General features: G+C 77.7%; 22 protein-coding genes. 14 read left to right on the forward strand and 8 right to left on the reverse strand.

Going from position 1 to position 22,131, the window contains the following annotated elements:
- Positions 1-7: 7 nt before the first annotated feature.
- Both mshB and D5H78_RS03365 read left to right on the forward strand, forming a co-directional pair.
- A complete protein-coding gene (gene mshB / locus D5H78_RS03360; protein WP_119949325.1) occupies positions 8-898 on the forward strand; it encodes an N-acetyl-1-D-myo-inositol-2-amino-2-deoxy-alpha-D-glucopyranoside deacetylase in 891 nt (296 codons plus the stop codon).
- 128 nt (positions 899-1,026) lie between these two features.
- Entirely contained in the window at positions 1,027-2,919 is a 1,893-nt protein-coding gene (locus tag D5H78_RS03365) for an AAA family ATPase (protein ID WP_218566167.1), read from the forward strand.
- 28 nt (positions 2,920-2,947) lie between these two features.
- On the opposite strand, the gene D5H78_RS03370 is transcribed toward D5H78_RS03365, so the two are convergent.
- Positions 2,948-3,412, reverse strand: a complete 465-nt coding sequence (locus tag D5H78_RS03370; protein ID WP_119949326.1) for a heme-degrading domain-containing protein — start codon at positions 3,410-3,412, stop codon at positions 2,948-2,950.
- A gap of 141 nt (positions 3,413-3,553) precedes the next feature.
- Here D5H78_RS03370 and D5H78_RS03375 point away from each other — a divergent pair, with 141 nt between their 5' ends.
- The 3 genes from D5H78_RS03375 to D5H78_RS03385 all read left to right on the forward strand — a co-directional run bounded on the left by D5H78_RS03375 (position 3,554) and on the right by D5H78_RS03385 (position 6,223).
- Positions 3,554-3,919: a DUF6113 family protein gene (locus D5H78_RS03375; RefSeq protein ID WP_133411993.1), complete on the forward strand. Its 366-nt coding sequence runs from the start codon at positions 3,554-3,556 to the stop codon at positions 3,917-3,919.
- Positions 3,916-4,410, forward strand: coding sequence for a flavin reductase family protein (locus tag D5H78_RS03380; RefSeq protein WP_218566169.1), 495 nt, complete (start codon positions 3,916-3,918; stop codon positions 4,408-4,410). The genes D5H78_RS03375 and D5H78_RS03380 overlap by 4 nt, the downstream gene beginning before the upstream one ends.
- 88 nt (positions 4,411-4,498) lie before the next feature.
- Positions 4,499-6,223 carry a VanW family protein gene (locus D5H78_RS03385; RefSeq protein WP_165865577.1) on the forward strand — a complete coding sequence of 575 codons (1,725 nt, stop codon included), beginning with the start codon at positions 4,499-4,501 and terminating at the stop codon, positions 6,221-6,223.
- 30 nt (positions 6,224-6,253) lie between these two features.
- On the opposite strand, the gene D5H78_RS03390 is transcribed toward D5H78_RS03385, so the two are convergent.
- On the reverse strand, positions 6,254-7,018 hold the full coding sequence (locus D5H78_RS03390) for a transglutaminase family protein (protein WP_165865578.1): 765 nt from the start codon (positions 7,016-7,018) through the stop codon (positions 6,254-6,256).
- On the reverse strand, positions 7,015-8,088 hold the full coding sequence (locus D5H78_RS03395) for a GNAT family N-acetyltransferase (protein WP_218566170.1): 1,074 nt from the start codon (positions 8,086-8,088) through the stop codon (positions 7,015-7,017). Before D5H78_RS03395 ends, D5H78_RS03390 begins: the two co-directional genes overlap by 4 nt.
- Positions 8,089-8,212: 124 nt before the next feature.
- Between D5H78_RS03395 and fdxA the strand changes: the two genes are divergently transcribed.
- Positions 8,213-8,539 (forward strand): ferredoxin, encoded by a 327-nt coding sequence (gene fdxA, locus D5H78_RS19660; protein WP_119948940.1) that lies wholly within the window; start codon positions 8,213-8,215, stop codon positions 8,537-8,539.
- Positions 8,536-9,630: a succinyldiaminopimelate transaminase gene (gene dapC / locus D5H78_RS03405; RefSeq protein WP_165865612.1), complete on the forward strand. Its 1,095-nt coding sequence runs from the start codon at positions 8,536-8,538 to the stop codon at positions 9,628-9,630. Before fdxA ends, dapC begins: the two co-directional genes overlap by 4 nt.
- Before the next feature lie 21 nt (positions 9,631-9,651).
- Here the strand turns inward: dapC and D5H78_RS03410 are convergent, their stop codons facing one another.
- Positions 9,652-10,242, reverse strand: a complete 591-nt coding sequence (locus D5H78_RS03410; protein WP_119948942.1) for a transglycosylase SLT domain-containing protein — start codon at positions 10,240-10,242, stop codon at positions 9,652-9,654.
- Positions 10,243-10,307: 65 nt separating this feature from the next.
- On the opposite strand from D5H78_RS03410, the gene D5H78_RS03415 reads away from it, so the two are divergent.
- The gene (locus D5H78_RS03415; RefSeq protein ID WP_218566171.1) at positions 10,308-11,003 is read left to right on the forward strand and encodes a Pr6Pr family membrane protein; all 696 of its coding nucleotides are present in this window, start codon (positions 10,308-10,310) and stop codon (positions 11,001-11,003) included.
- 89 nt (positions 11,004-11,092) lie between these two features.
- Here D5H78_RS03415 and D5H78_RS03420 read toward each other — a convergent pair whose 3' ends face one another.
- The gene (locus tag D5H78_RS03420; protein WP_119949329.1) at positions 11,093-12,424 is read right to left on the reverse strand and encodes a 6-phospho-beta-glucosidase; all 1,332 of its coding nucleotides are present in this window, start codon (positions 12,422-12,424) and stop codon (positions 11,093-11,095) included.
- Positions 12,425-12,584: 160 nt separating this feature from the next.
- Between D5H78_RS03420 and D5H78_RS03425 the strand changes: the two genes are divergently transcribed.
- The 5 genes from D5H78_RS03425 to D5H78_RS03445 all read left to right on the forward strand — a co-directional run bounded on the left by D5H78_RS03425 (position 12,585) and on the right by D5H78_RS03445 (position 19,640).
- On the forward strand, positions 12,585-13,772 hold the full coding sequence (locus D5H78_RS03425; protein ID WP_425472910.1) for a carbohydrate kinase family protein: 1,188 nt from the start codon (positions 12,585-12,587) through the stop codon (positions 13,770-13,772).
- Positions 13,769-15,139, forward strand: coding sequence for an extracellular solute-binding protein (locus D5H78_RS03430; RefSeq protein WP_119948943.1), 1,371 nt, complete (start codon positions 13,769-13,771; stop codon positions 15,137-15,139). The genes D5H78_RS03425 and D5H78_RS03430 overlap by 4 nt, the downstream gene beginning before the upstream one ends.
- Positions 15,136-16,038, forward strand: a complete 903-nt coding sequence (locus D5H78_RS03435) for a carbohydrate ABC transporter permease (protein ID WP_119948944.1) — start codon at positions 15,136-15,138, stop codon at positions 16,036-16,038. Before D5H78_RS03430 ends, D5H78_RS03435 begins: the two co-directional genes overlap by 4 nt.
- A complete protein-coding gene (locus tag D5H78_RS03440; protein WP_119948945.1) occupies positions 16,035-16,868 on the forward strand; it encodes a carbohydrate ABC transporter permease in 834 nt (277 codons plus the stop codon). The genes D5H78_RS03435 and D5H78_RS03440 overlap by 4 nt, the downstream gene beginning before the upstream one ends.
- Before the next feature lie 171 nt (positions 16,869-17,039).
- The gene (locus D5H78_RS03445) at positions 17,040-19,640 is read left to right on the forward strand and encodes a sugar-binding protein (RefSeq protein ID WP_425472892.1); all 2,601 of its coding nucleotides are present in this window, start codon (positions 17,040-17,042) and stop codon (positions 19,638-19,640) included.
- A gap of 126 nt (positions 19,641-19,766) precedes the next feature.
- On the opposite strand, the gene D5H78_RS03450 is transcribed toward D5H78_RS03445, so the two are convergent.
- Positions 19,767-20,408: an FMN-dependent NADH-azoreductase gene (locus D5H78_RS03450; RefSeq protein ID WP_119948946.1), complete on the reverse strand. Its 642-nt coding sequence runs from the start codon at positions 20,406-20,408 to the stop codon at positions 19,767-19,769.
- A gap of 90 nt (positions 20,409-20,498) precedes the next feature.
- Between D5H78_RS03450 and D5H78_RS03455 the strand changes: the two genes are divergently transcribed.
- Complete coding sequence (locus D5H78_RS03455; protein WP_218566174.1) at positions 20,499-21,059, forward strand: MarR family winged helix-turn-helix transcriptional regulator; 561 nt, start codon at positions 20,499-20,501, stop codon at positions 21,057-21,059.
- A 17-nt stretch (positions 21,060-21,076) separates the two neighbouring features.
- On the opposite strand, the gene D5H78_RS03460 is transcribed toward D5H78_RS03455, so the two are convergent.
- Together D5H78_RS03460 and D5H78_RS03465 are read right to left on the reverse strand one after the other, a co-directional pair.
- The gene (locus D5H78_RS03460; protein ID WP_165865579.1) at positions 21,077-21,250 is read right to left on the reverse strand and encodes a DUF1059 domain-containing protein; all 174 of its coding nucleotides are present in this window, start codon (positions 21,248-21,250) and stop codon (positions 21,077-21,079) included.
- Positions 21,251-21,371: 121 nt separating this feature from the next.
- Positions 21,372-22,067, reverse strand: coding sequence for a helix-turn-helix transcriptional regulator (locus D5H78_RS03465; RefSeq protein ID WP_119948949.1), 696 nt, complete (start codon positions 22,065-22,067; stop codon positions 21,372-21,374).
- Positions 22,068-22,131 lie beyond the last annotated feature (64 nt).

The following is a 22,131-nucleotide window of genomic DNA, read 5'->3' on the forward strand; positions in this document are numbered from 1 at the left end:
GGCGAGCATGGACGCCCTGGACAACCCGCGGCGGCTGCTGCTCGTCCACGCCCACCCCGACGACGAGACCATCGGGACCGGCGCGACCATGGCGACGTACGCCGCCCGGGGCGCCCACGTCACCCTCGTCACCTGCACCCTCGGCGAGGAGGGGGAGGTGCTCGTCCCCGAGCTCGCCCACCTCGCCGCCGACCGCGAGGACGGCCTCGGGCAGCACCGCATCGGCGAGCTGGCCGCCGCGATGGAGGCCCTCGGCGTCACCGACCACCGCTTCCTCGGCGGCCCCGGGCGCTACCGCGACAGCGGGATGATGGGCCTGCCCACGAACGAGCGGCCCGACTGCTTCTGGCAGGCCGACCTCGACGAGGCCGCGATGCTGCTCGTCGCCGTGGTCCGCGAGGTCCGGCCGCAGGTGCTCGTGACGTACGACGAGGACGGCGGCTACGGCCACCCGGACCACATCCAGGCCCACCGCGTCGCGATGCGCGCCGTGGAGCTCGCGGCGCAGGAGGGGGTCGGCGAGGGCGAGCCGTGGCAGGTGGAGAAGGTCTACTGGAGCGCCCAGCCGGAGTCGCAGGTGCGCGACTCGCTGCGCCGGCTGGCCGAGGCGGGCACGCCGTTCGAGGGCATGGACCCCGACGGCGAGCTGCCGTCGTTCGTCGTCCCGGACGAGGCCGTCACGACCGTCGTGGACGGCAGCGCCCAGGTGGACGCCAAGGTCGCCGCGATGCGCGCGCACGCGACGCAGATCGCCGTCGACGGCCCGTTCTTCGCGCTGTCGAACAACCTCGGCAACGGCGTGTGGGGCATCGAGCACTACCGCATCGTCCGCGGGCACGCGGTGCCCGGCCCCGGCCCGCACGGCTGGGAGGAGGACCTCTTCGCCGGCGTCCTCTGAGGCCCGCGCTGGGCCGTACGGGTGGTCCTGGCGCTGCAGGGCCGCCCGTCCGGCCGCGCAGCGCCCCCGCGCGGGGGATGCTGGGCCGGCGGCGCCGCGCGGGCGCCGCGAGGACCCGGGAGGCGCGCGTGACGGCGACGGACGGGGTGGCGCCGCTCTGGGGCGCCGCGGACGTGCGGGTGGACCGCGAGCGGCTGCGCCGCCGGCGCCTGCGGCGGGTCGCCGCGGTGCTCGGCCCCGTCGCCGCCTGGCTCTGGTACCGCCTGCTCACCGGCGACCCCGTCGACTGGGGCCTGCCGCAGGTCGACTGGCTGCTCGTCGCGCCGCTGCTCTTCTTCGTCCTGCTCACCGCGCTGCTGGTCGGCGTGCAGGTGGGCACCGGCCGCAGCCCGCACGTGCTGCTGCGCCCCGAGCAGCTCGACGTCCGGCTCGACGACGTGGTGGGCATCGACGTGGTCAAGGACGAGGTCGTGCGCTCGCTGCAGCTGTTCCTCTCCTCGACCACGTTCCGCGAGCAGATGGGCGGGCGGGCCCGGCGCGGCATGCTCTTCGAGGGCGGCCCCGGCACCGGCAAGACCCACACGGCGAAGGCCCTCGCCGCCGAGGCTGGCGTCCCCTTCCTCGTCGCGACCGCGACGTCGTTCCACTCCAGCTACCAGGGAGCGACCGCCCGCAAGGTCCGCCGCTACTTCAAGGCCCTGCGCGCGGCCGCGCGCAGCGAGGGCGGCGCCGTCGGCTTCATCGACGAGTTCGACGCCATCGCGCTGAGCCGCAGCGGCGTCAGCCGTACGGTCCCGGCCCCCGCCGGCGCCCCGCCGCTCGGCTGCGGCGGGCTCGAGGGCCTGCCGGCCCCGGCGGGGGCGCCGGCCACCGGCGCGCCGCCGGCCGGCACCGTGGTCGCGCCGTGGAGCGGCGACCTGGGCATGGCCGTCAACGAGCTGCTCGTGCAGATGCAGTCGATCGACGAGCCGACCGGCGCGGCGAAGGCGCTCGCCCGGGCGGTCGGCGCGGTCAACCTGCTCCTGCCCGGGCACCGGCAGCTGCCCGTGCCGCGCACGGTGCCGGCCAACGTCCTGCTCATCGCCTCCACCAACCGCGCGGACGCGCTCGACCCCGCCCTGGTGCGCCCCGGCCGCTTCGACCAGCGCCTCACCTTCGAGCTGCCGACGAAGGCCGGGCGGCGCCTGCTCGTCGACCACTTCCTCGCCCGCAAGGCGCACACCGCCGAGCTCGACGACCCGGAGCGCCGCGACGCGCTGGCGGCGGTCACCCAGGCGTACAGCCCGGCGATGCTCGAGGGCCTGCTCGACGAAGCCCTCGTGCAGGCGGTCGGGCGGGGCGCGACCGCGATGACGTGGCGCGACGTCGAGCGGGCCCGGATGGTGCTCGAGGTGGGCCTGGCCCAGCCGGTCGACTACACCGAGCACGAGCGCCGGCTCATCGCGACGCACGAGGCGGGGCACGCCGTCACCGCCTGGCTCGTCGCGCCGCAGCGCCGGCTCGAGGTGCTGACCATCGTCAAGCGCCGCGACGCCCTCGGCCTGCTCGCGCACGGCGACCGCGAGGACGTCTACACCCGCTCGCGCGCGGAGATGGCCGCGCTCGTGCAGATCGCGCTGGGCGGGCAGGTCGCGGAGGAGCTGTTCCTCGGCGACGTCTCCACGGGCCCCGGCGGCGACCTGCAGTACGCCACCGGCGTCGCCGCCCAGATGGTCGGCGCGGTCGGGATGGCCGGCTCCCTCGTCTCCTACGCCGCCGTCCCCGGCGGGGAGGGCCTCGTCGCCCGCGTGCTCGGCGACGCGCAGGGCCGCGCCGCCGTCGAGGCGCTGCTGGGCGAGCAGAAGGAGGCCGTGCGGGAGCTGCTCGGCGCCCGCCGGCACCTCGTCGCCGCCCTGCGCGACGCGCTCCTCGCGCGCCACGAGCTCGTCGGGCACGAGATCACCGACGTGCTCGAGGCCGCGGCCGCGCACCCGGTCCTCGACCTGACCGCCGTCGAGCAGCGCGGGCCCGCCCGCCCCTGAGCAGGGCCCGCGGTGGGGGCGCGCCGCCTCAGCCGCGCGCCTCGGCCCGCAGGAACGCCCCGACCTGCCCCACGACGAACGCGTGGTCCTCGGCCTGCGGCAGCCCGGAGACCCCCACGGTCCCGACCGGGCCGACGCCCTCGACGACGACCGGCACGACGCCGCCGTGCGCGGCGTACCGGTCGGGGTCCAGGCGCGAGGAGGCCTCGAACGTCGTGCCCTTGGCCCGGGCCCGCGTGCCCACGAGGTAGGACGCCTCGCCGAAGCGGTCCACGACGGCGGACTTGCGCTCGATCCAGGCGTCGTTGTCGGCGGCCGTGCCCGGCAGGGCGGCGTGGAACAGCCGCTGCTGGCCGCGCCGGACCGAGACGACGACCGGCAGGCCCTGCGCCCGCGCGGCCTCGACGAGGTGCACGCCGAGCCGCCAGGCCGTGTCGTGGTCGAAGCGGGTGAAGACCAGCCCCTCCTGCTGGCGCTGCAGCTGCCCCACCAGCTCGCGCGCCGCGGCCCGCTCGTCCGCCCCGCCGTCCGCGCCGCCCGCCCCGTCCGCCCCGCCGACCCTGCCCGCCACCCGACGTCCCCTCGCTCCGCGCCCGCCCGTCGCGGGGCGCCCGGGGCAGCCTAGGCTCGCGGGGTGCGGCGCGCAGTGGACCTCCTGGTGCTCGTGGGCGCCGTCGTCGCCGGGGCGCTCGCCGCGCTCGTCGGCTCCTTCCTGCACGCCGCGACCGTCGCGGGCCTGCCCACGGGGCTGCTGCTCGCGCTCGCGCTCAGCGGGGCCGCGGTCGTGGCCCCCGCGCTCGCCCTGGGCTCGAGCGCCGCGGCCCTGCTCGCGGTCGGGGGCTGGGTCGCCACCGCCCTCTACGCCTCGGTGCGCCGCCCGGAGGGGGACCTGCTCGTGCAGGCCGACGGTGTCGGCTACGCCTGGCTCTACGGCGGCACCGTCCTGCTCGCGGCCCTCGCGGCGGCGGTGCACCGGCTGCGGCCCCGGTGGGAGCCGTGAGCGGCGTCGACCCCGACGCGTACCGGCGGGCGGTCGGGCGCTTCGCCACCGGCGTGACGGTCGTGACGACCGTGGCCGGGGGGACCGACCAGGCGATGACGGCGAACGCGTTCACCTCGGTGTCCCTCGAGCCGGTGCTCGTGCTGGTCTGCCTCGACAAGGACGCGCGGGTGCACGACGCGGTCCTCGCGTCCGGCACCTGGGGGGTCAGCGTGCTCACCGAGGGGGCCCGGCCGGCGGCGCAGTGGTTCGCCAGCGTCGGGCGCCCGGTGCACGGCCAGCTGGCCCGCGTGCCGCACCACCGCGGCCCCGCCACCGGCGTCGCGCTGCTCGACGACGCGCTCGCCACGCTCGAGGTGGCGACGCGCGCGGTGCACGACGGCGGCGACCACAGCATCGTCGTCGGGGAGGTCCTCGCCGTGGCGACGCCGGTCGCCGAGGCCGGCCCGCTGCTGTGGCACCGGGGCCGCTACCGCGGCCTCGCCCGCTGACAGCGCCTACCATGACCGCGCGGGGGCGCGTCCAGGGGTGCCCCGCGCCAGCCCGCGCACGCGCCGCACCCGGAGGTCGTACCCCCTCGTGACCAGCACGGACACCACCACCGAGCCGTCCCCGACCCCGCCGCCCGCGCGCCGCGGCCGCCGCCGGCTGCTGCTCGCGCTGGCCGGCCTCGTGGTCCTGCTCGGCGCCCTCTGGGTGGCCGGGTACGCCCTCGCGGGCGGGCGCACGCCCTCGGAGGCGAGCGTGGCCGGCGTCGACATCGGCGGGCTGGCGCCGGAGGAGGCCGAGCGGCGGGTCGCCGAGGGCCTGTCCGCCCGCGCCACCGCGCCGCTGCAGGTCGTGGTCGGCGGGCGCGAGGACAGCCTCGACCCTGCCGCCGCGGGGCTGTCGGTCGACGCGGCCGCGACGGTGCGCGCGACGGGCACCCGCTCGTGGGACCCCGTCGGCATCGTGCGGCACCTCACCGGCGGCGAGGAGGTCGAGCCGGTCGTCCGGGTCGACGACGCCGCGCTCACCGCGGCCCTCGAGGAGCTGGCCGGGCGGGTCGCCCGCGAGCCCCGCGACGGCGGGGTCGCCTTCGACGGGGCGCGCCCCGTGGCGGTCGAGCCCGTGACCGGGGTCGCCCTCGACGTGGAGCGCTCCGCGGAGGTCGTGGAGCGGACGTACCTGCGCACCGACGGCCCCGTCGAGCTTCCGGCCCGCGAGACCCAGCCGGCGATCGACGCGGCCGACGTGGAGGAGGCGCTGCGGACCAGGGCCCAGCCCGCGGTGAGCGCCCCCGTCGTCCTCGTCAGCGCCGGCGAGCGCTTCCCCGTGGAGCCCGACGTCATCGCGGCCGCCACGACGCTCGTGCCGCGCGACGGCGAGCTCGTGCTGTCCGTCGACGGGCGCCGGCTCAAGGAGGCCGTCCACGACGACCTCGACGCGCTCGAGGAGGAGCCGCAGGACGCGTCGTTCCGGCTCGAGGACGGCCGCCCGGTCGTCGTCCCGGCCGTGGAGGGCCGTGCCTTCAGCGGCCGCGACCTGGCCCGCGCCGTCACCCCGGCGCTCACCCGCACGGGCGACGAGCGCGTGGCCGAGGTCCGCACGAGCGTCACGCAGCCCGACCTCACCACGGCCGAGGCCCGGGCCCTCGGGGTCACCGACGAGCTGTCCAGCTTCACCCAGGACTTCCCCTACGCCGCGTACCGCGTGACGAACATCGGGCAGGCCGCCCGCACCATCGACGGCACGCTGCTCGAGCCGGGCGAGACGTTCAGCATGAACGGGACGCTGGGGGAGCGCACCGAGGCCAACGGCTACACCACCGGCACCGTGATCTCGGGCGGGCGCTACCGGCAGGAGCTCGGCGGCGGCGTCTCGACGATCACCACCGCGATGTGGACCGCGGCCTTCTACGCCGGGCTCGAGCGCGTCGAGTCCAAGGCGCACAGCCTCTACATCAGCCGCTACGAGGCGGGACTCGAGGCGACCGTGAGCTGGCCGTCGCTCGACCTGAAGTTCCGCAACGACACCGGCAAGGGCGTCTACATCCAGGCCGAGTCCGGCGACGACTACGTGACGATCACGATGTTCGGCACGAAGCGCTACGACGTGACCGCCGAGAGCGGGCCGCGCGCGAACGTCCGGACGCCGGACACCGTCTACGACACGGCCGCCGACTGCACCCCGCAGTCCGGGGTCGACGGCTTCGACATCACCGTGACCCGCGTCTTCCGCCAGGGCGGCGAGGTCGTGCGGCGCGAGCCGATCACGACGTCGTACAACGCGACCGACCGGATCATCTGCGGCCCGCGCCCCTGACCGGCCGGCACGCGCGCACGGCCGTCCGCGTCAGTTGAGGCCGGCCAGCGCCGAGCGGGCCTCGCGCCGCGCGCGCTCGGCCCCCTGCGGGTCGACCGCCGCGACGGCCTCGGCGTAGTCCCGCAGCCGCTGCGCGCCGCGGACCGGGTCGCCCGTCGCGACGAGGAGGCGTCCGTGCTCGCGGCGCAGCGCCAGCGGGTGCCGCGGCAGCTGCAGGCGCAGCTCGACCGCGGTGAGCAGGGCCCGGGTGCGGTCGACCCGCCCGGACGCCCAGGCGGTGACGTTGGCGAGCACCCGCTCCAGCACCTCGACCGGCTCCCAGGCGCGCACGTCGGCGGCGTCGCCGGGGCGCAGCCGCCACGGGCGGCCCCCGCTCGCGGGGTCGACGAGGCGGTGCGCGCCCGCGGGGTCGCCGAGGCCGACGACGAAGTGCCCGCGCAGCCCGACGCCGAACGCCGGCACCCCGCTGCGCGCGGCCACGTCGAGCCACAGCACGGACAGCAGGATCGGCAGGCCGTGCCCGCGGCGGCGCACCTGCGGCAGCAGCGACGTGCGCAGGTCGCCGTAGTCGCCGGGCAGGGTGCGGTGCCCGCCCAGCGCGGCGGCGAGCCGGCGCTCGGGCGCACCGCTCGCGGGCACCCGCGCGGCCAGGTCGGCCAGCGCCGTCCGCTCGGCGTCCTGCGCGGCCGGGTCGTCCAGGGCCGGGTCGTACGCCGCGGCGAGCAGCAGGCACGCCCCGGTCAGGTCGACCGGGGCGGCCCGCACGGCCGCGCCGAAGCGCTCCACCGCGCTCACGGCGCCACCGGCACGGGGTCGCCGGGGCGCAGGTAGCGGTAGCGGTGGTGCACCGCGAAGCCCGCGCCGGCGTAGAGCGCCAGCGCGGGACCGTTGTCCTCGGCGACCTGCAGGTAGGTGCCGGACGCCCCGCGCGCGGCGCCCCAGGCGCAGCCGGCGCGCAGCAGGGCGCGGGCCAGGCCCCGCCCGCGGGCCCGCTCGGCCACCTCGACCGCGGTGAGCCCTGCCCAGCCGTCCGCGACGGCCACCCGGGCGATCCCGAGCGGCGGGCCGCCGTCGGGGTCGGGCACCTGCAGGAACGCGCGCTGCTCCCCGCCCTCGAGCACGGCCCGCGCCGCCGGCGGCAGCGGCGCGCCCCGGTAGTGGTACGCCGCCAGCCACCCCTCGGCGGGCCGCCCGGCGGCCTCCACCGCGACGCCCGGGTCGGGGACCTGCGCGAGCACGTCCGCGGTCGCGGCGGTGAGCACCAGCGTGGGGTGGTACGCCTGCCACCCGCGCGCCAGGAGGTCCGCGTCCAGGCCCCGGGCGGCCGGCAGCGGCACCTGGAAGCGGGGGACGAGGCCGCGGGCGGCGTACCAGGCGACGACGCGCTCCAGCGCCGCGTCGAGGGGGAGGCCGGGGTCGCCGAGGGGCAGCACCGCGTTGCCCCGGCCGGTGAAGCCGGCGCTCGCGCGCAGCAGCCAGCCGCCGAGCTCCTCGCGCTCGAGCGGCGGCCAGCCCTGCGCCGCGGCGCGCTCGAGGGCGAGGTCGGCGCGGACCCGTCCCGGGTCGGGCTCCGGCGCGCCGCGGCGGGCGGGCGGGGGCGGCACCGGCTTGCCGGCGAGGACGGCCCCGTGCTCGACGAGCACGTCGCGCCCGTCGCGGGCGCGCACGGCCAGGCGGTCCGGGCCCCAGGCGACGAGCTCGCCGAGCACGTCGCCGGCCGAGCCGTCCGCGAGCGCGCGGCGCACGACGACCCGCCGGCCCAGGTGCTGCGGCCCGAGGTCGCGGGCGAGGCGCACCCCGGCCCGTGCTCCGCCGGCGACGGCCCCGGGCCGCCCGCCGTCCCCGCCGTCCCCGCCGTGGACCACCGAGCGCCTCCCGCCGTGCGCGACCCCTCGTGCGCCGCGGCGGCGCCGCCCGCGATACTAGGCCGGTGCGTGCGCCCGCAGGCGGGGCGCTGCGCGGCCCAGGACAGCTCAGGAGGATCTCCCCGTGACCTACGTCATCGCGCAGCCCTGCGTGGACCTCAAGGACAAGGCCTGCATCGAGGAGTGCCCTGTCGACTGCATCTACGAGGGCCAGCGCTCGCTCTACATCCACCCCGACGAGTGCGTGGACTGCGGCGCCTGCGAGCCGGTGTGCCCGGTGGAGGCCATCTACTACGAGGACGACGTCCCCGAGCAGTGGAAGGACTTCTACAAGGCCAACGTCGAGTTCTTCGACGACCTGGGCTCGCCGGGCGGCGCCTCCAAGATGGGCCTCATCCCCAAGGACCACCCGGTGATCAGCGCGCTGCCGCCGCAGGAGGCGGAGCACTGACGCTCGCCGCGTCCCTCCCGGACTTCCCCTGGGACCGGCTCGCGCCCGCGGCGGCGCGGGCCCGGTCCCACCCCGAGGGCGTCGTCGACCTCTCGGTCGGCACCCCGGTCGACCCCACGCCGGCGCTCGTGCAGCGGGCGCTGGCGGGGGCGGCCGACGCGCCGGGCTACCCGCAGACGTGGGGCACGCCGGCGCTGCGCTCGGCCGTCGCCGCCTGGTTCGCGCGCCGCCGCGGCGTGCCCGGGCTCGACCCCGACGGCGTCCTGCCGACGGTCGGCTCCAAGGAGCTCGTCGCCTGGCTGCCGACCCTGCTCGGCGCCGGTCCCGGGGACGTCGTGGTGCACCCCGAGGTCGCCTACCCGACGTACGACGTCGGGGCGCGGATCGCCCGGGCGACCCCCCTGGCCTCGGACGCCCTCACGGCGGCCGGGCCGGCGCGGGTGCCGCTGGTGTGGGTCAACTCGCCGTCCAACCCGACGGGGCGCGTGCTGCCCGTCGAGCACCTGCGCGAGGTCGTCGCGTGGGCGCGCGAGCGCGGCGCCGTCGTGGCCAGCGACGAGTGCTACGCCGAGCTCGTCTGGTCCGGCCGCGCGCCCTCCGTGCTCGACCCGGAGGTCTGCGGCGGGTCGCACGAGGGCCTGCTCGCGGTCTACTCGCTGTCCAAGCAGTCCAACCTCGCGGGCTACCGGGCGGCCTTCGTCGCGGGCGACCCCGCGCTGGTGCGGCGCCTGCTCGAGGTCCGCAAGCACGCGGGCATGATCGTCCCCTGGCCGGTGCAGGCGGCGCTCACCGCCGCCCTGGGCGACGACGAGCACGTGCAGGAGCAGCGCGAGCGCTACCGCCGCCGCCGCGAGGTCCTGCTCGGCGCCCTGACGGGCGCGGGGTTCCGCGTCGACCACTCCGAGGCCGGGCTCTACCTCTGGGCGACGCGCGACGAGCCGTGCTGGGACACCGTCGGGTGGCTCGCCGAGCGCGGCGTCCTCGTGGCCCCCGGCGAGTTCTACGGCGCGGCCGGCGCCCGGCACGTGCGGGTCGCGCTCACCGCGACCGACGAGCGGGTCGGCGCGGTCGCCGCGCGGCTCACCGGCTGACCGGCCGCGCCCGGCGGGGCGTCACACGGCGCCGACGATCTCCCCGCAGGTCCAGGGCCGCCAGCCCCGCTCGCGCACGTACGCCCGCGCGGCGCGGGCCGACGCGTCGGGGTCGAGGGCCCGCGCCGTGCTGCCCACGTAGTGCTGCAGCGTCCCGCCGTCGTTGAACTGGAAGAGCCCGACGTCGGAGGTCCCGTCGCGGTTGCGCCCGACCGCCGCGGGGTCCAGCCGCGACTCGCACCAGGCGACGCGCACCGCGTCGCGCCGCTGCGCGCGCGGGAAGTGCGCGAGCACCGCGCTCAGCCCGGCGCGCTGCGCCCGCGTGGAGCGGCCCTCCGGCTCGAGCCCGTAGGACGTGAGGACCGCGGCGAAGCGCGCGTCGTCGAGCGGCGCCGGCGCGGGGCGGGCGGGAGCGGCCACCGCGGCGGCGGCCGGTGCGGGAGTGGCACCGGAGGGCGCGAGGTGCGCCGCGGCCACGGCGAGCAGCGCCGCCGCGGCGGCCCGACGGCGCAGCGCGGCCGCGGAGCGGGCGTCGACGGCGTACCAGGGCTGCGGCCCGCTCCACCCGCGGGCGCTGCGCCGCAGCGGCGGCAGGAGGTCGCGGGGGTCCATGCCCAGGACGTCGGCAGCGGGGTGCCCCGCCTTGACGGGTGGCGCCCGCCACCTACGCTGCCCGGGTGGACGCAGCGGAAGGGCGCCCGGGCGGGCTGCCGGTGGTGGCGCGGGCGTGGTCCGCCGCGGTGGCGCTCGTCGCGGGGGGCACGTTCCTCGTACGGCTCGTCCTCGTCGTCGCGCGCGACGCCGACGAGCCGCTGCCCACCCGGCTGCTGCGCTTCGTCAGCTACTTCACGGTGCAGAGCAACCTGCTCGTCGCCGTCGCCCTGGGCGGCCTCGCGCTCGGCTGGTCGATGCGCTCGCGGCTGGCCGAGGTGGTGCGGCTCGACGCGCTGCTCGGCATCGCCGTCACCGGCCTCGTCTTCCAGACCGTCCTCGCCGACGACGAGGTGCTCACCGGCATCGACGTCTGGACCGACGCGGGCTTCCACGCGGTGTCGCCCGCGGGGGCGGTGCTCGGGTGGCTGCTCCTCGGGCCGCGGCGGCGGTGGTGGCCCGGCGCGCTCGCCCTGGCCATGGTCTGGGCGTTCGGCTGGCTCGGCTGGACGATGCTGCACGGCGCGCTCACCGGCTGGTACCCGTACCCGTTCCTCGACGTGGGCGAGCTCGGCTACGCCCGGGCGCTGCTGCACTGCGGGTACGTCGTCGCCCTCGGCCTCGTCGTGGGGGCCCTGCTGCTCCTCGGCGACCGGCACCTGCCGGCGTACGGGCACCGGACCGCCCCCGCCGAGGCCGACGACCCCGCCCTGCGCGCCTGACCCGGCGCCTGACCCGGCGCCTGACCCGGCGCCTGACCCGCGCGCCCGACCCCCCTCCCCCCGCGGCGACCGTGCGCCGGTGGCGGCCGTCAGGCGAGGGCGCCCCGCTCGGCGTACCCCTCGACGAGCCGGCGCGCGACCGCCACGGAGTCGACGAGCGGGTGCGAGGCGAACGCCGCCAGCGCGTCGCGGCGCGAGCCGCTGAGCGCCGCGGCGATCGTGAGCCGCTCGACGTGCTTGACCTGCTGCACGAGGCCCAGCTGGTGCCCGGTCAGTGGAGCGGTGGCGACCGGCCGCACGCCGGAGCCGTCGACGACGCAGGGGACCTCGACGACCGCGTCGGCCGGCAGGCCCGGCACCGCGCCGCCGCCGCGCACGTCGAGCACGAGCGCGTCGCGCTCGCCGCGCACGAGCGCGCGCATGAGGCTCAGGGCGACGCCCTCGTAGCCGCCGGCCTCGGCCGGGTCGCGCTCCTCGGCCTCGCCCGACGCGGGGTCGCGGCGGGACTCGGCCATGTACGTCGCCTCGCGCTCGTCGCGCGTGCGGTGCCAGAGCTCCAGCGCGCGGGAGGGCTCGGCGGCGACCTGCTCGTAGAAGCGCGCCTGCTGCTGCAGGAGGAACTCGCCGCGGGTCTGCGCGCCCCCGCGCAGCGCCGCGAGGGCCTCGCGGGCGCAGTAGTAGTAGTAGAGGTACTCGTTGGGCAGGGCGCCGAGCGCGCGCACCCAGTCGGTCCCGACGAGGCGGGCCTCCTCGATGCCCCCGAGCAGCGCGTCGTCGGCGAGCACCCGCGGCAGCACGTCCTCGCCGCCGGCGTGCAGGCCGCGCAGCCAGCCCAGGTGGTTGAGCCCGACGTAGTCCGGCCACGCCGTCGCCGGGTCGACGCCCGCGGCGACGGCGGCCCGGCGCGCGAGGCCGACGGGGGAGTCGCAGATGCCGACGACCCGGTCGCCGAGCACCTGCTGCATGGCCTCGGTGACCATCCCCGCAGGGTTGGTGAAGTTGATGACCCAGGCGCGCGGGGCGACCCGGGCGACCCGCTCGGCGACGTCGAGCGCGACGGGGACCGTCCGCAGGCCGTACGCGACCCCGCCCGGCCCGGTCGTCTCCTGCCCCAGCACCCCGAGGTCGAGCGCGACCCGCTCGTCGCGCACCCGTCCCTCGAGCCCGCCGACGCGGATCGCCGAGAAGACGACGTCGGCGCCCGCGAGCGCCGCGTCGAGGTCCGTCGTCGTGCGCACCGCGGGGGCGTCCGGCGCGTGCGCGGCCTGCTGCTCGAGGACCGCCGCGACGGCGGCGAGCCGCGGGGCCGCCACGTCGTGCAGCACGAGCTCGGACACCCGCCCCGGCCCGGTGTCGGCGAGCAGGGCCCGGTGCACGAGGGGGACGCGGAAGCCGCCCCCGCCCAGGATCGTCAGCCGCACGGCCCGCACCCCCTCCGGCGCGCCCCGAGGGCGCGCCTCGTTGTCCTCGGCGTGGCCGAGGGTGTCAGATGGCGGGGCAGGGGCACACGGGCGCCCGGCGGGACGGTCCGGACGAGCCGCGGGAGGTCGGGTGGCGGGCACGGGGGTCGGTGCGGGCGCGGTGCCCAGCGCGCGCGGTGCGGCCCCGGCCCACGCCGTGGACCCGCTGCGCGCGGTGCGCGAGCGCGACGCGGCCGCGGGCCGCCCGGAGCCGCAGCACGACGTCTTCCTCGCCGGCACGGTCTTCCTCGACATCGTCTTCACCGGGCTCGAGCACATGCCCGCGGCCGGCACCGAGGTGTGGGCGCCCGGCATGGGCTCGAGCCCGGGCGGAGTGGCGAACCTCGCCATCGCCTGCAGCCGGCTGGGCCTGCGCACCAGCCTCGCGGCGGCCTTCGGCGACGACTACTACGCGGAGTTCTGCTACCGCACGCTGCAGGAGCAGGAGGGCGTCGACCTCTCCCGCTCGCGCCGCTTCGGCCGCTGGCACACCCCGGTGACGGTCTCGATGGCCGTCGAGCGCGACCGCAGCATGGTCACCCACGAGCACGAGCCGCCGCTGTGCGCGGGGCACATGATCGGCGACCCGCCCACGAGCCGCGCCGGCTTCGTCGACCTCGGTGCCCCCGACCCCTGCGGCAGCGCGCCGGACTGGGTCCCGCAGGCCGCGGCGCGCGGCACGCTGCTCTTCGCCGACGTCGGCTGGGACCCGACCGGCGCCTGGTCGCCGGCCGTGCTCGACCACCTCGCCGGCTGCCACGCCTTCATGCCCAACGCGGTCGAGGCGATGTCGTACACCCGCACGGGCACCCCGCGGGCGGCCGTCGAGGCGCTCGCCGGGCGCACGCCGCTCGTGGTCGTCACCGACGGGGCCCGGGGCGCGCTCGCGGTGGACGCGACCACCGGCGAGCGCGCTCAGGTGCCGGCGCTGCAGGTCGACGCGCTCGACCCCACCGGCGCGGGCGACGTGTTCGGCGCCGGCGTGGTCCTCGGCACGCTCGCCGGGTGGCCGCTGGCCGACCGCCTGGCCTTCGCCGCGCTCTGCTCCGGCCTGGCCGTGCAGCAGTTCGGCGGCAGCCTCGCCGCGCCGGGCTGGGGCGACATCGCGGACTGGTGGCACGCGGTGCGCGACGGCGACGACCGCGCCCTGCGCGAGCGCTACGCCTTCCTCGACCGGGTCGTGCCGCCGGGGCCGGTGCGCGCGGTCCGGCGGGCGGAGGCGACGATCGCCCAGCGCGCGGACCTCGCCGAGCCGGACGACCTCAGCGAGCCCGACCCGTCCCGTCCCGACCTCGGAGGAGCCCCGTGAACCGACCCCGCCCCGCAGCCCTGCTCGCGGCGCTCGCCTCCGCGGCCCTGCTCGCCACGGCCTGCACGCCGGGGTCCGGCTCCGAGGACGAGGGCGCGCCGGCGCCGCGCTCGACCGGCGACGTGCAGACCGACGTCTCGGCGCTCGGCGACGTCGAGCTCGTGCTGTGGGACCAGGAGGTCCGCGGCGGGCAGGCGGCGCAGATGGAGCGGCTGGTGGCCTCGTTCCAGGACGAGCACCCGAACGTGCGCATCGAGCGGGTCTCGCGCTCGTTCGACGACCTCAAGACGACCCTGCGCCTGGCGCTGTCCAGCGAGGACGCCCCCGACGTCGTGCAGGCCAACAACGGCCGCAGCGACATGGGCGCCTTCGTCGAGGCGGGGCAGCTGCTGCCGCTCGACGCCTACGCCGACGCGTACGGCTGGACCGACCGCTACCCGGACTCGGTGCTGCAGTACAGCCGCTACAGCGAGGACGGCGCGACGTTCGGCGAGGGCGACCTCTACGGCCTGCCGCAGGTCGGCGAGGTCGTCGGCGTCTTCTACAACGAGGCCAAGCTCGCCGCGCTGGGCCTGGAGCCGCCGAGGACGTTCCAGGAGCTCGAGGACGCGATGGCGACGGCGAAGGAGGCCGGCGAGCTGCCGATGCAGCTGGGCAACCTCGACGGCTGGCCGGCGATCCACGTCTTCGGCACCGTCCTCGGCGCCCACGTGCCGGCGGAGCAGGTCACCGAGCTCGCCTTCGGCCGGCCCGGCCAGTCGTGGACGACCCCCGAGGCGCAGCAGGCCGCCGAGCAGCTGCGCGGCTGGGTCGACGCGGGCTACTTCCCGGAGGGCTTCAACGGCGTCGGCTACGACCCCGCCTGGCAGGCCTTCGCCGAGGGCGAGGGGGTCTTCCTCGTCGGGGGGACGTGGCTCACCGCGGACCTCAACCGCGCGATGGGCGCGCAGGTCGGGTTCATGCTGCCGCCGCCGGCCGAGGCCGGGCGCGAGGCGACGGTCACGGGCGGCACCGGGCTGCCGTTCGCCGTCACGGCGCAGAGCCCCGACGCCGACGCGGCGGCGGCGTTCATCGACCACATCACCAGCGAGCAGGCGATGGGCGTGCTCGCCGAGACCGGCAACCTGCCGATCGTCGACACGGCCGGGCAGGACGCGGACTCGCCGCTGTCGGACCAGGTGTTCGGCGCGTTCCAGGAGGCCACCGAGGGCGGCGGCCTCGTGCCCTACCTCGACTACGCCACGCCCACGATGTACGACACCCTCACGCAGTCGCTGCAGGACCTGCTCGGCGGGCAGGCGTCGCCGGACGAGGTGCTCCAGCGCATCGACGAGGACTACCAGCAGTTCGCCGAGGGCGAGGGGTGAGGGGCGGCCGGAGCCGCCGGAGCGGCCCGCCCGGGGAGCCCCGCCTCGTCGCGTACCTCTACCTGGCGCCCGCGCTCCTCGTCTTCGGCGCGTTCGCGCTCTACCCGCTGGGCCGCACGGTCCAGATCTCGCTGTTCGACTGGGACGGGCTGACGCTCGCCACCTGGGTCGGGCTCGGCAACTACGCCGACGTCCTGCAGGACGAGCAGCTGCGCGGCGCGTTCGGCCACGCGGCGGTCCTCGTCGTCTTCTGGTCGCTGCTGCCGCTGCTCATCGGGATGGTCCTGGCCTCGGTGCTGCACCGCGCGCGCGTACGGGGCCTCGGCTTCTTCCGCACCGTGGTGTTCCTGCCGCAGGTGGTGGCGATGGTCGTCATCGCGGTGGCGTGGCGCCGGCTCTACGCGCCCGAGGGGCTCGTCAACGACGTGCTGCGCGCCGTGGGCCTCGACGGCCTGGCGCGGGGCTGGCTGGGCGACTACACCTTCGCGCTGCCGGCGGTCGGGCTGGTGGGCACCTGGTTCGAGACGGGCCTGGTGACGATCCTGCTGCTCGCCGGCATGGGGAAGGTGCCGCAGGAGCTGTACGAGGCGGCGCGGCTGGACGGCGCGGGCCGCGTGCGCGAGTTCCTCGCGGTGACGCTGCCGAGCCTGCGCGGCGAGATCGCCGTCGCGCTCGTGCTGACGATCGTCGCCGCGCTCAAGACGTTCGACCTCGTCTACGTGACGACGAGCGGCGGGCCGGGCGGGTCGACCACCGTCCCCTCGTACGAGGTCTACCGCCGCGCCTTCGAGCTCGGCGAGGTCGGCTCCGCCGCGGCCGTCGGCGTGACGCTGACCGCCGCGATCTTCGTCGTCACCGTGCTGGTCACCCGGCTCGTCGAGCAGCGGGACGAGCGGTGACCGGCCGAGTCTCGCGCTTCGAGCGCACGACGAACTACCTCGTCCTCGGCGTCTTCGCGGTGCTGGCGCTGACCCCGGTGCTCTCGGTCCTCGTCGCGGCCCTGGGGCCCGACGACAGCGCGACCGCCGGCCCGGTGACGACGGTGGCGGGGCTGCACGTCGGCAACTTCGCCGAGGCGTGGGACGTGGGGCAGTTCGGGACGTACCTGCGCACGAGCCTGCTGGTGTCGGTCCTCGTGGTCGCGGCGGCGCTCGTGCTGAGCCTGCTGAGCGGCTACGCCTTCGGCGTCATGCGCTTCCCCGGCCAGCGCGCGCTCTTCGCGCTGTTCCTGCTCGGGATCATGCTGCCGACGGAGGCGGTCGTGGTGCCGCTCTACTTCGACCTGCGCACGCTCGGGCTCACCGACACCCTCTGGGCGCTGGTGCTGCCGCAGGTCGCGCAGTCCGTCGCGTTCGGCACCTTCTGGATGCGGGCGTACTTCCGCTCGAGCAGCCGCGCGGTCGTCGAGGCCGCGCGGCTCGACGGCGCCTCGCACTGGCAGGTGCTCTGGCTCGTCCTCGCCCCGCTGGCGCGCCCGGCGCTCGTGACGCTCACCGTGCTCGTCTTCATGTGGACCTGGAACGAGTTCCTCATCCCGCTGGTCATGGTCACCTCGGAGTCGCTGCGCACCGCCCCGCTGGGGCTCGCGTTCTTCCAGGGGCAGTACACCTCGGGCTTCACGCTGCTCGCGGCCGGGGCGGTGATCGTCGCGACCCCGGTCGTGCTGGTCTACCTGGTCCTGCAGCGCCACTTCATCGCCGGGATGCTGGAAGGATCCGTGCGCGAGTAGTCGGACCGTCACGAAGGGGTGCGGGTCATGGGTGCAGGGCACGTGGTACGCGGTCTGGTCGCCGCCGTGGGCGGCGCGGCGCTGCTGGCCGGGGGGCTCGCGGCCCCGGCGACGGCGGCGCCGCCGGGACCGCCCGGGCCGCCGGAGCGCACGACGTCGGCGGGGGACCCGGTGGACCTGGGCGCCCTCTTCGTCGGGGCGCACCCGGACGACGAGGCCGGGACGCTGTCGACGTTCGGGCAGTGGGGGCAGGACCACGGCCTGCGCACCGGCGTCGTCACGATCACCCGCGGCGAGGGCGGCGGCAACGCGGTCGGCCCGGAGGAGGGCCCGGCGCTGGGGCTGCTGCGCGAGGCGGAGGAGCGCGCGGCCGTCGGCCGGGCCGGCATCACCGAGGTCTTCAACCTCGACGAGGTCGACTTCTACTACACGGTGAGCGCCCCGCTCACCCAGCAGGTGTGGGGCGAGGATGACACGCTGGCCGAGGTGGTGCGCCTGGTGCGCCAGACCCGCCCCGAGGTGCTCGTGACCATGGACCCGGCGCCCTCGCCGGGCAACCACGGCAACCACCAGGAGGCGGCGCGGCTCGCGCTCGAGGCGTTCTACGCCGCCGCGGACCCGCTCGCCTTCCCCGAGCAGCTCGCCCGCGAGGGCCTGCGCCCCTGGGCGGCCTCGCGCGTGCTGCTCAACCGCTCGCGCGGCACCGGCACCCCCGGCCCGGCGTGCGCGACCTCGTTCGTCCCGGTCGACCCCAGCCAGACCGTGTACGGCGTCTGGTCCGGCCGCGACGCCGGCGGCGGGCGGACGTGGGCGCAGGTCGAGCGCGACGCCCAGCGGGTGTACGCCTCCCAGGGCTGGGCGGTCTTCCCCGACGTCCCGACCGACCCGGCCCAGCTCGGCTGCGACTACCTCACCCAGGTCGACAGCCGGGTGCCCTCGGCGCGCCCCGGCTCCGCCGCCGCCGCCGACCCGGCGGCGGCCCTCTACGGCGCGACCGTGCGGGCCCCCGGCGGCACGCCGCTCGGCACGGGGCTGGCGGTGCGGACCTCGCAGTTCGACGTGCAGCCGGGCGAGCGCCTCGCGGTGACCGTCACGGCGCAGGCCCCGGACCGGACCGGCCTCGGCCGCGCGCAGGTGCGCCTGCAGGTCCCCGCGGGCTGGCGGGTGCGCGGCGACGGCGACCTCGGGGCGCTGCGCCCGGGCCGCTCGGCGACCGCCACGTTCACGGTGACCGCCCCGGCCGACGCCGCCCCCGGGACCCGGGTCCGGGTCGGCGCCTCGCTGCGCACCGACCGCGGCACGGGCTGGGCCGACCGCCCGGTGCAGGTGGCCGCGGAGGTGACGGCGCACCAGCAGCCGCTGCCGCAGGTGGCCGAGTTCGAGGAGGCCGTGACCGCTCTCGGCCTGCCGCAGCTGCAGGGGTTCGTCCAGCCGGTCCTGACCCTGCCGTCCGGCGGCAGCCGCGAGGTGCGGGTCGACCTGCGCAGCGCGAGCGACGAGCCCGAGCAGGGCACGGTCGCCATGGAGCTGCCGGCCGGGTTCGCCGCCGAGCCGGTCGAGCAGCCGTACGAGGTCGCCGCCGGCGGCACGGCCTCCGTCACGTTCACCGTGACGAACACCGACGCCTCCCTGCCGACGAGCAACCAGGGCGGGACGGCCGGGGACTACCTCTACGCGCTGCGCACGACGACCGGGGACGGCTCCACGTCCACGACGACGCCGGCCCTCGAGCTCGTCCCGTCGACGACCGTGCCCGCCGCCGCGACGGCGCCGGTGGTCGACGGGGTGGCGTCCCCCGGCGAGTACGCCGGGGAGGAGCTCGACCTGTCCCGGCTCTGGGAGGGCACCGCGTGCACCTCCCCGGCCGACTGCTCCGCCACCGGGCACGTCACGCACCACGACGGCGACCTCTACGTGCACGTCGACGTCACCGACGACGTCGCCGGGACGGCGCTGGCGCAGGCGGACTGCAAGCGCCACTGGCGCACCGACTCCGTCGAGGTGGCGGTCGACCCGACGGGGACGTCGGAGAACACCTCGACGACCTTCAAGGCCTTCGTCCTGCCCCGCACCGCGCAGGGCGGGCCGTGCGCCGGGCGCGACGCCGACAACCGGCAGGGGCCGGCCGCGGAGACGGCGCCCGGGCTGGGGTTCGCGTCGGTCGAGCGGGCGGGCGGCTGGTCCGTGGAGCTCAAGATCGACGCCGCTGACCTGCCCGCGGCGGTCGACCCGCAGCGCATGGGCTTCGACGCCTTCGTCTACGACAGCGACACCCAGGACCGCACCGGGCAGACCCGCATCGGCTGGTCCACCTGGCAGGGCGTGCAGGGCGACCCCTACCGCTGGGGCCGGGCCGTCCTCGAGGGCTACGAGGTCCCGGACGACGCCCCGGACGCCCCCGTCGCGCCGGTCGTGCCGAGCGAGGCGCTGGACTCGCTGGACTCCCCGCAGTCGCTGGAGCAGGCGGTGCGGGTCGACGTGCCGCTGGCCGGCGGGCCGCAGGCCCCGGCGCGGCGCAGCGGCTGGGTGGCCGCCGCCGAGGAGCGGGGCTCCGCGGTCGCGGTGCGGGTGCGCGCCACCGGCGCGGGCCGGATGACGCTCTTCGTCCGCGACGCGGGCGGCACGGCCGGGCAGCGGGCCGTCCGGGTCCCGGGCGCCGGCACGCTCACCGTGCGCGTCCCGCTCGACCGGGCCCTCGACGGCCCCTCGGCGGTCGTCGCCGGCTGGCGCGTGCCCGCCGGGACGCTGGCGTCGAGGACGCCCGTGCGGTAGCCGCGCTGACCGCGCGAGGGGCACGACGGGGTGCTCCGCGGGGCCGCGAGGCCCCGCGGGGCACCCCGTCGCCCCGTACGGCGTGGGCGCGCGCCCGGGCGGGCGCGCGCCGTCGGTGCGCGCCGGTCAGGCGGCGTGGCGCGCCGCGAGCGTGGCGCCCGCCTCGACCGCCGCCTCCTCGGCCGCCTTGCGCATGAGGGCCGCGGTCTCGGTGAACTCGTCGAGGGCCGGGTTGACGCCGACGAGGGTGAACTCGCGCTCGACGAGGGTGAGGTCGGCGCCCCAGACGTCGGCGAGGATCCGCTGCAGGAACGCGGTGCTGTGGTCCCAGCCCTCGCGGGGCGTGCCCGGCCCGTAGGCGCCGCCGCGGGTGGTGACCAGGACGGTCGGCGTGCCCTCGAGCAGGCGGGTGCCGAGGGGGGCCCCGGCCATGGCGAGGTCGATCCAGGCCTTCGCGTGCTGGGACACCCCGAAGTTGTAGAGCGGCAGGGCGAGCACGGCGCTCGTGGCGTGGCGGAGCTCGTCGGCGAGCCGGCCGGCCAGGGCGAGCGCGTCGCGCTGGGCCTCGGTGCGCTCGGCCTCGGGGACGTAGCTGGCCGCGATCGCGGTCTGCCAGGCGTGCGCGGGCAAGGGGTCCTGGCCGAGGTGGCGGTGGACGACGGGCAGGCCGGGGTGGGCGCCGGCGACGTGCTCGACCACGAGGTCGGCGAGGGCGCTGCTGGCCGAGCGCTCGCCCTGGATGCTGGCGTCGACGCGGAGCAGGGTCATGGAGGTCTCCCGGGGTGCGACGTGAATGTTCAAGTCGCGACGCTACGACGCCGGGCTTGAATGTTCAACCCCGGGCGTAGGATGAGGCCCGTGACCGCCGACACCCAGCCCGAGGTCGCCCAGCGCGGGGTCGCCCAGCACGGGGTCGCCCGGCCCGGGGCTCCCGACGTCCCCTGGCTCACCGACGAGCAGCAGGAGCACTGGCGCGCGCTCATGGCCCTGCTCATGACGCTGCCGCCGGCCCTGGACGCGCAGATCCGGCGCGACGGCGGCCTCAACACGTTCGAGTACCACGTCCTCGCGGCCCTGTCGGAGGCCCGCGCGCGGACCCTGGTGCTGAGCGACCTCGCCGAGCTCGCACGGGGCTCGCTGTCGAGGCTGTCCCACGCGGTCACCCGGCTCGAGCGCGCGGGGTGGGTGGAGCGGCGCAGCTGCACCGAGGGCGGGGGGCGGCGCACCGAGGCGCGCCTGACGCCCGCCGGGCTGGAGAAGCTCGAGCAGGTGGCGCCGGGGCACGTCCGCGAGGTCCGCCGGCTCGTCGTCGACGTGCTGGCGCCGGAGCAGCTCGCCGCCCTCGCCGACGCGGCCCGGGCCGTCCGGGCCGGCCCGCTGGCCGGCGCCGGGGAGGGCTGCCGCGCCGTCGACTGCTGAGCGCGGGCGCCGGGTCGTCAGGCGGCGTCGCGCACCGCGCGCTGCAGCGCCGCGGCGAGCTGCGGCGAGGACTCGCGGCGGTGCACGTCGCGCAGGTGCGCGGCCACCACGGCCCACAGCGCGTGGACGCCGTCGGCGCGGAAGACGCGGTGGCACCCCGGCTCGACGTCGGCGCACGTGAACCGCTGCATGCCGCCACTCCCGCCGCCCGCCCGTCCCGTCACCAGGAGCATCGGCCGCACGGGCGCCCCCTGCAGCGGGGACGCCCCCGCACCACCCGCCCGGAGCAGCGGCGGCGGGCGAGGGCCGCCCTCACCCGAGCGGCCGCGCGTCCGCCGGCGGCGTGCCGACGACCTGGGCGAGGTCGCGCTCCGGGCAGCGCTCGGTCGTCGCCACCGCACCGGCGACCCGGTCGAGGCGGAACCACCGCCCGGCCCGGCGCCGGCGGCACCAGGCGACCAGGTACCAGTGCCCGCCCGTGCGGGCGAGCAGGAGCGGCTCCACCGGGCGGCGCTGCGTGCTCGTCCCCGCCGCGTCGACGTAGTCGAGCACCACGACCACCCGGTCGCGCAGCGCCTCGTCGAGCACCCGCGCCGCGGGTCCGCGCCCGGGGGCGCCCTCGGTGCGGAGCCACACCCGCGACCCGAGGTCGTCGGCCGCGGCCCGGGCCGCCGGCGGCATGGCGGCGCGCAGCTTGGCGAGCGCGGACCTGCCGTCGGCGGCGAACGGCAGGTCCGGCTGCACGGACAGCGCGACCGCTACGGCGGTCGCCTCGGCGTCGGTGAACGCCAGCGGGGGCAGCGAGGCGGCCGCGTCGAGCACGTACCCGCCGCCCGGGCCGCCGGTGCCGGTGACCGGCACCCCGGCCTGCTGCAGCGCGCTGACGTCGCGCTTCACGGTGCGCAGGTGCACCTCGAAGCGGGCCGCGAGCCAGGACGCCGTACGGCCGCGCGGCCCGGCCGCGCGCAGCTCCTCGGCGAGCGCGTAGAGCCGGTCGGTCCGGTTCACCGGACGAGCATCCCAGGAGGCAGGGGAGACGGTGGCAGGACGGTGCCACCCGGGCGGGTCGAGG

The organism is Vallicoccus soli, assembly GCF_003594885.1.
Lineage (GTDB): Bacteria > Actinomycetota > Actinomycetes > Motilibacterales > Motilibacteraceae > Vallicoccus > Vallicoccus soli.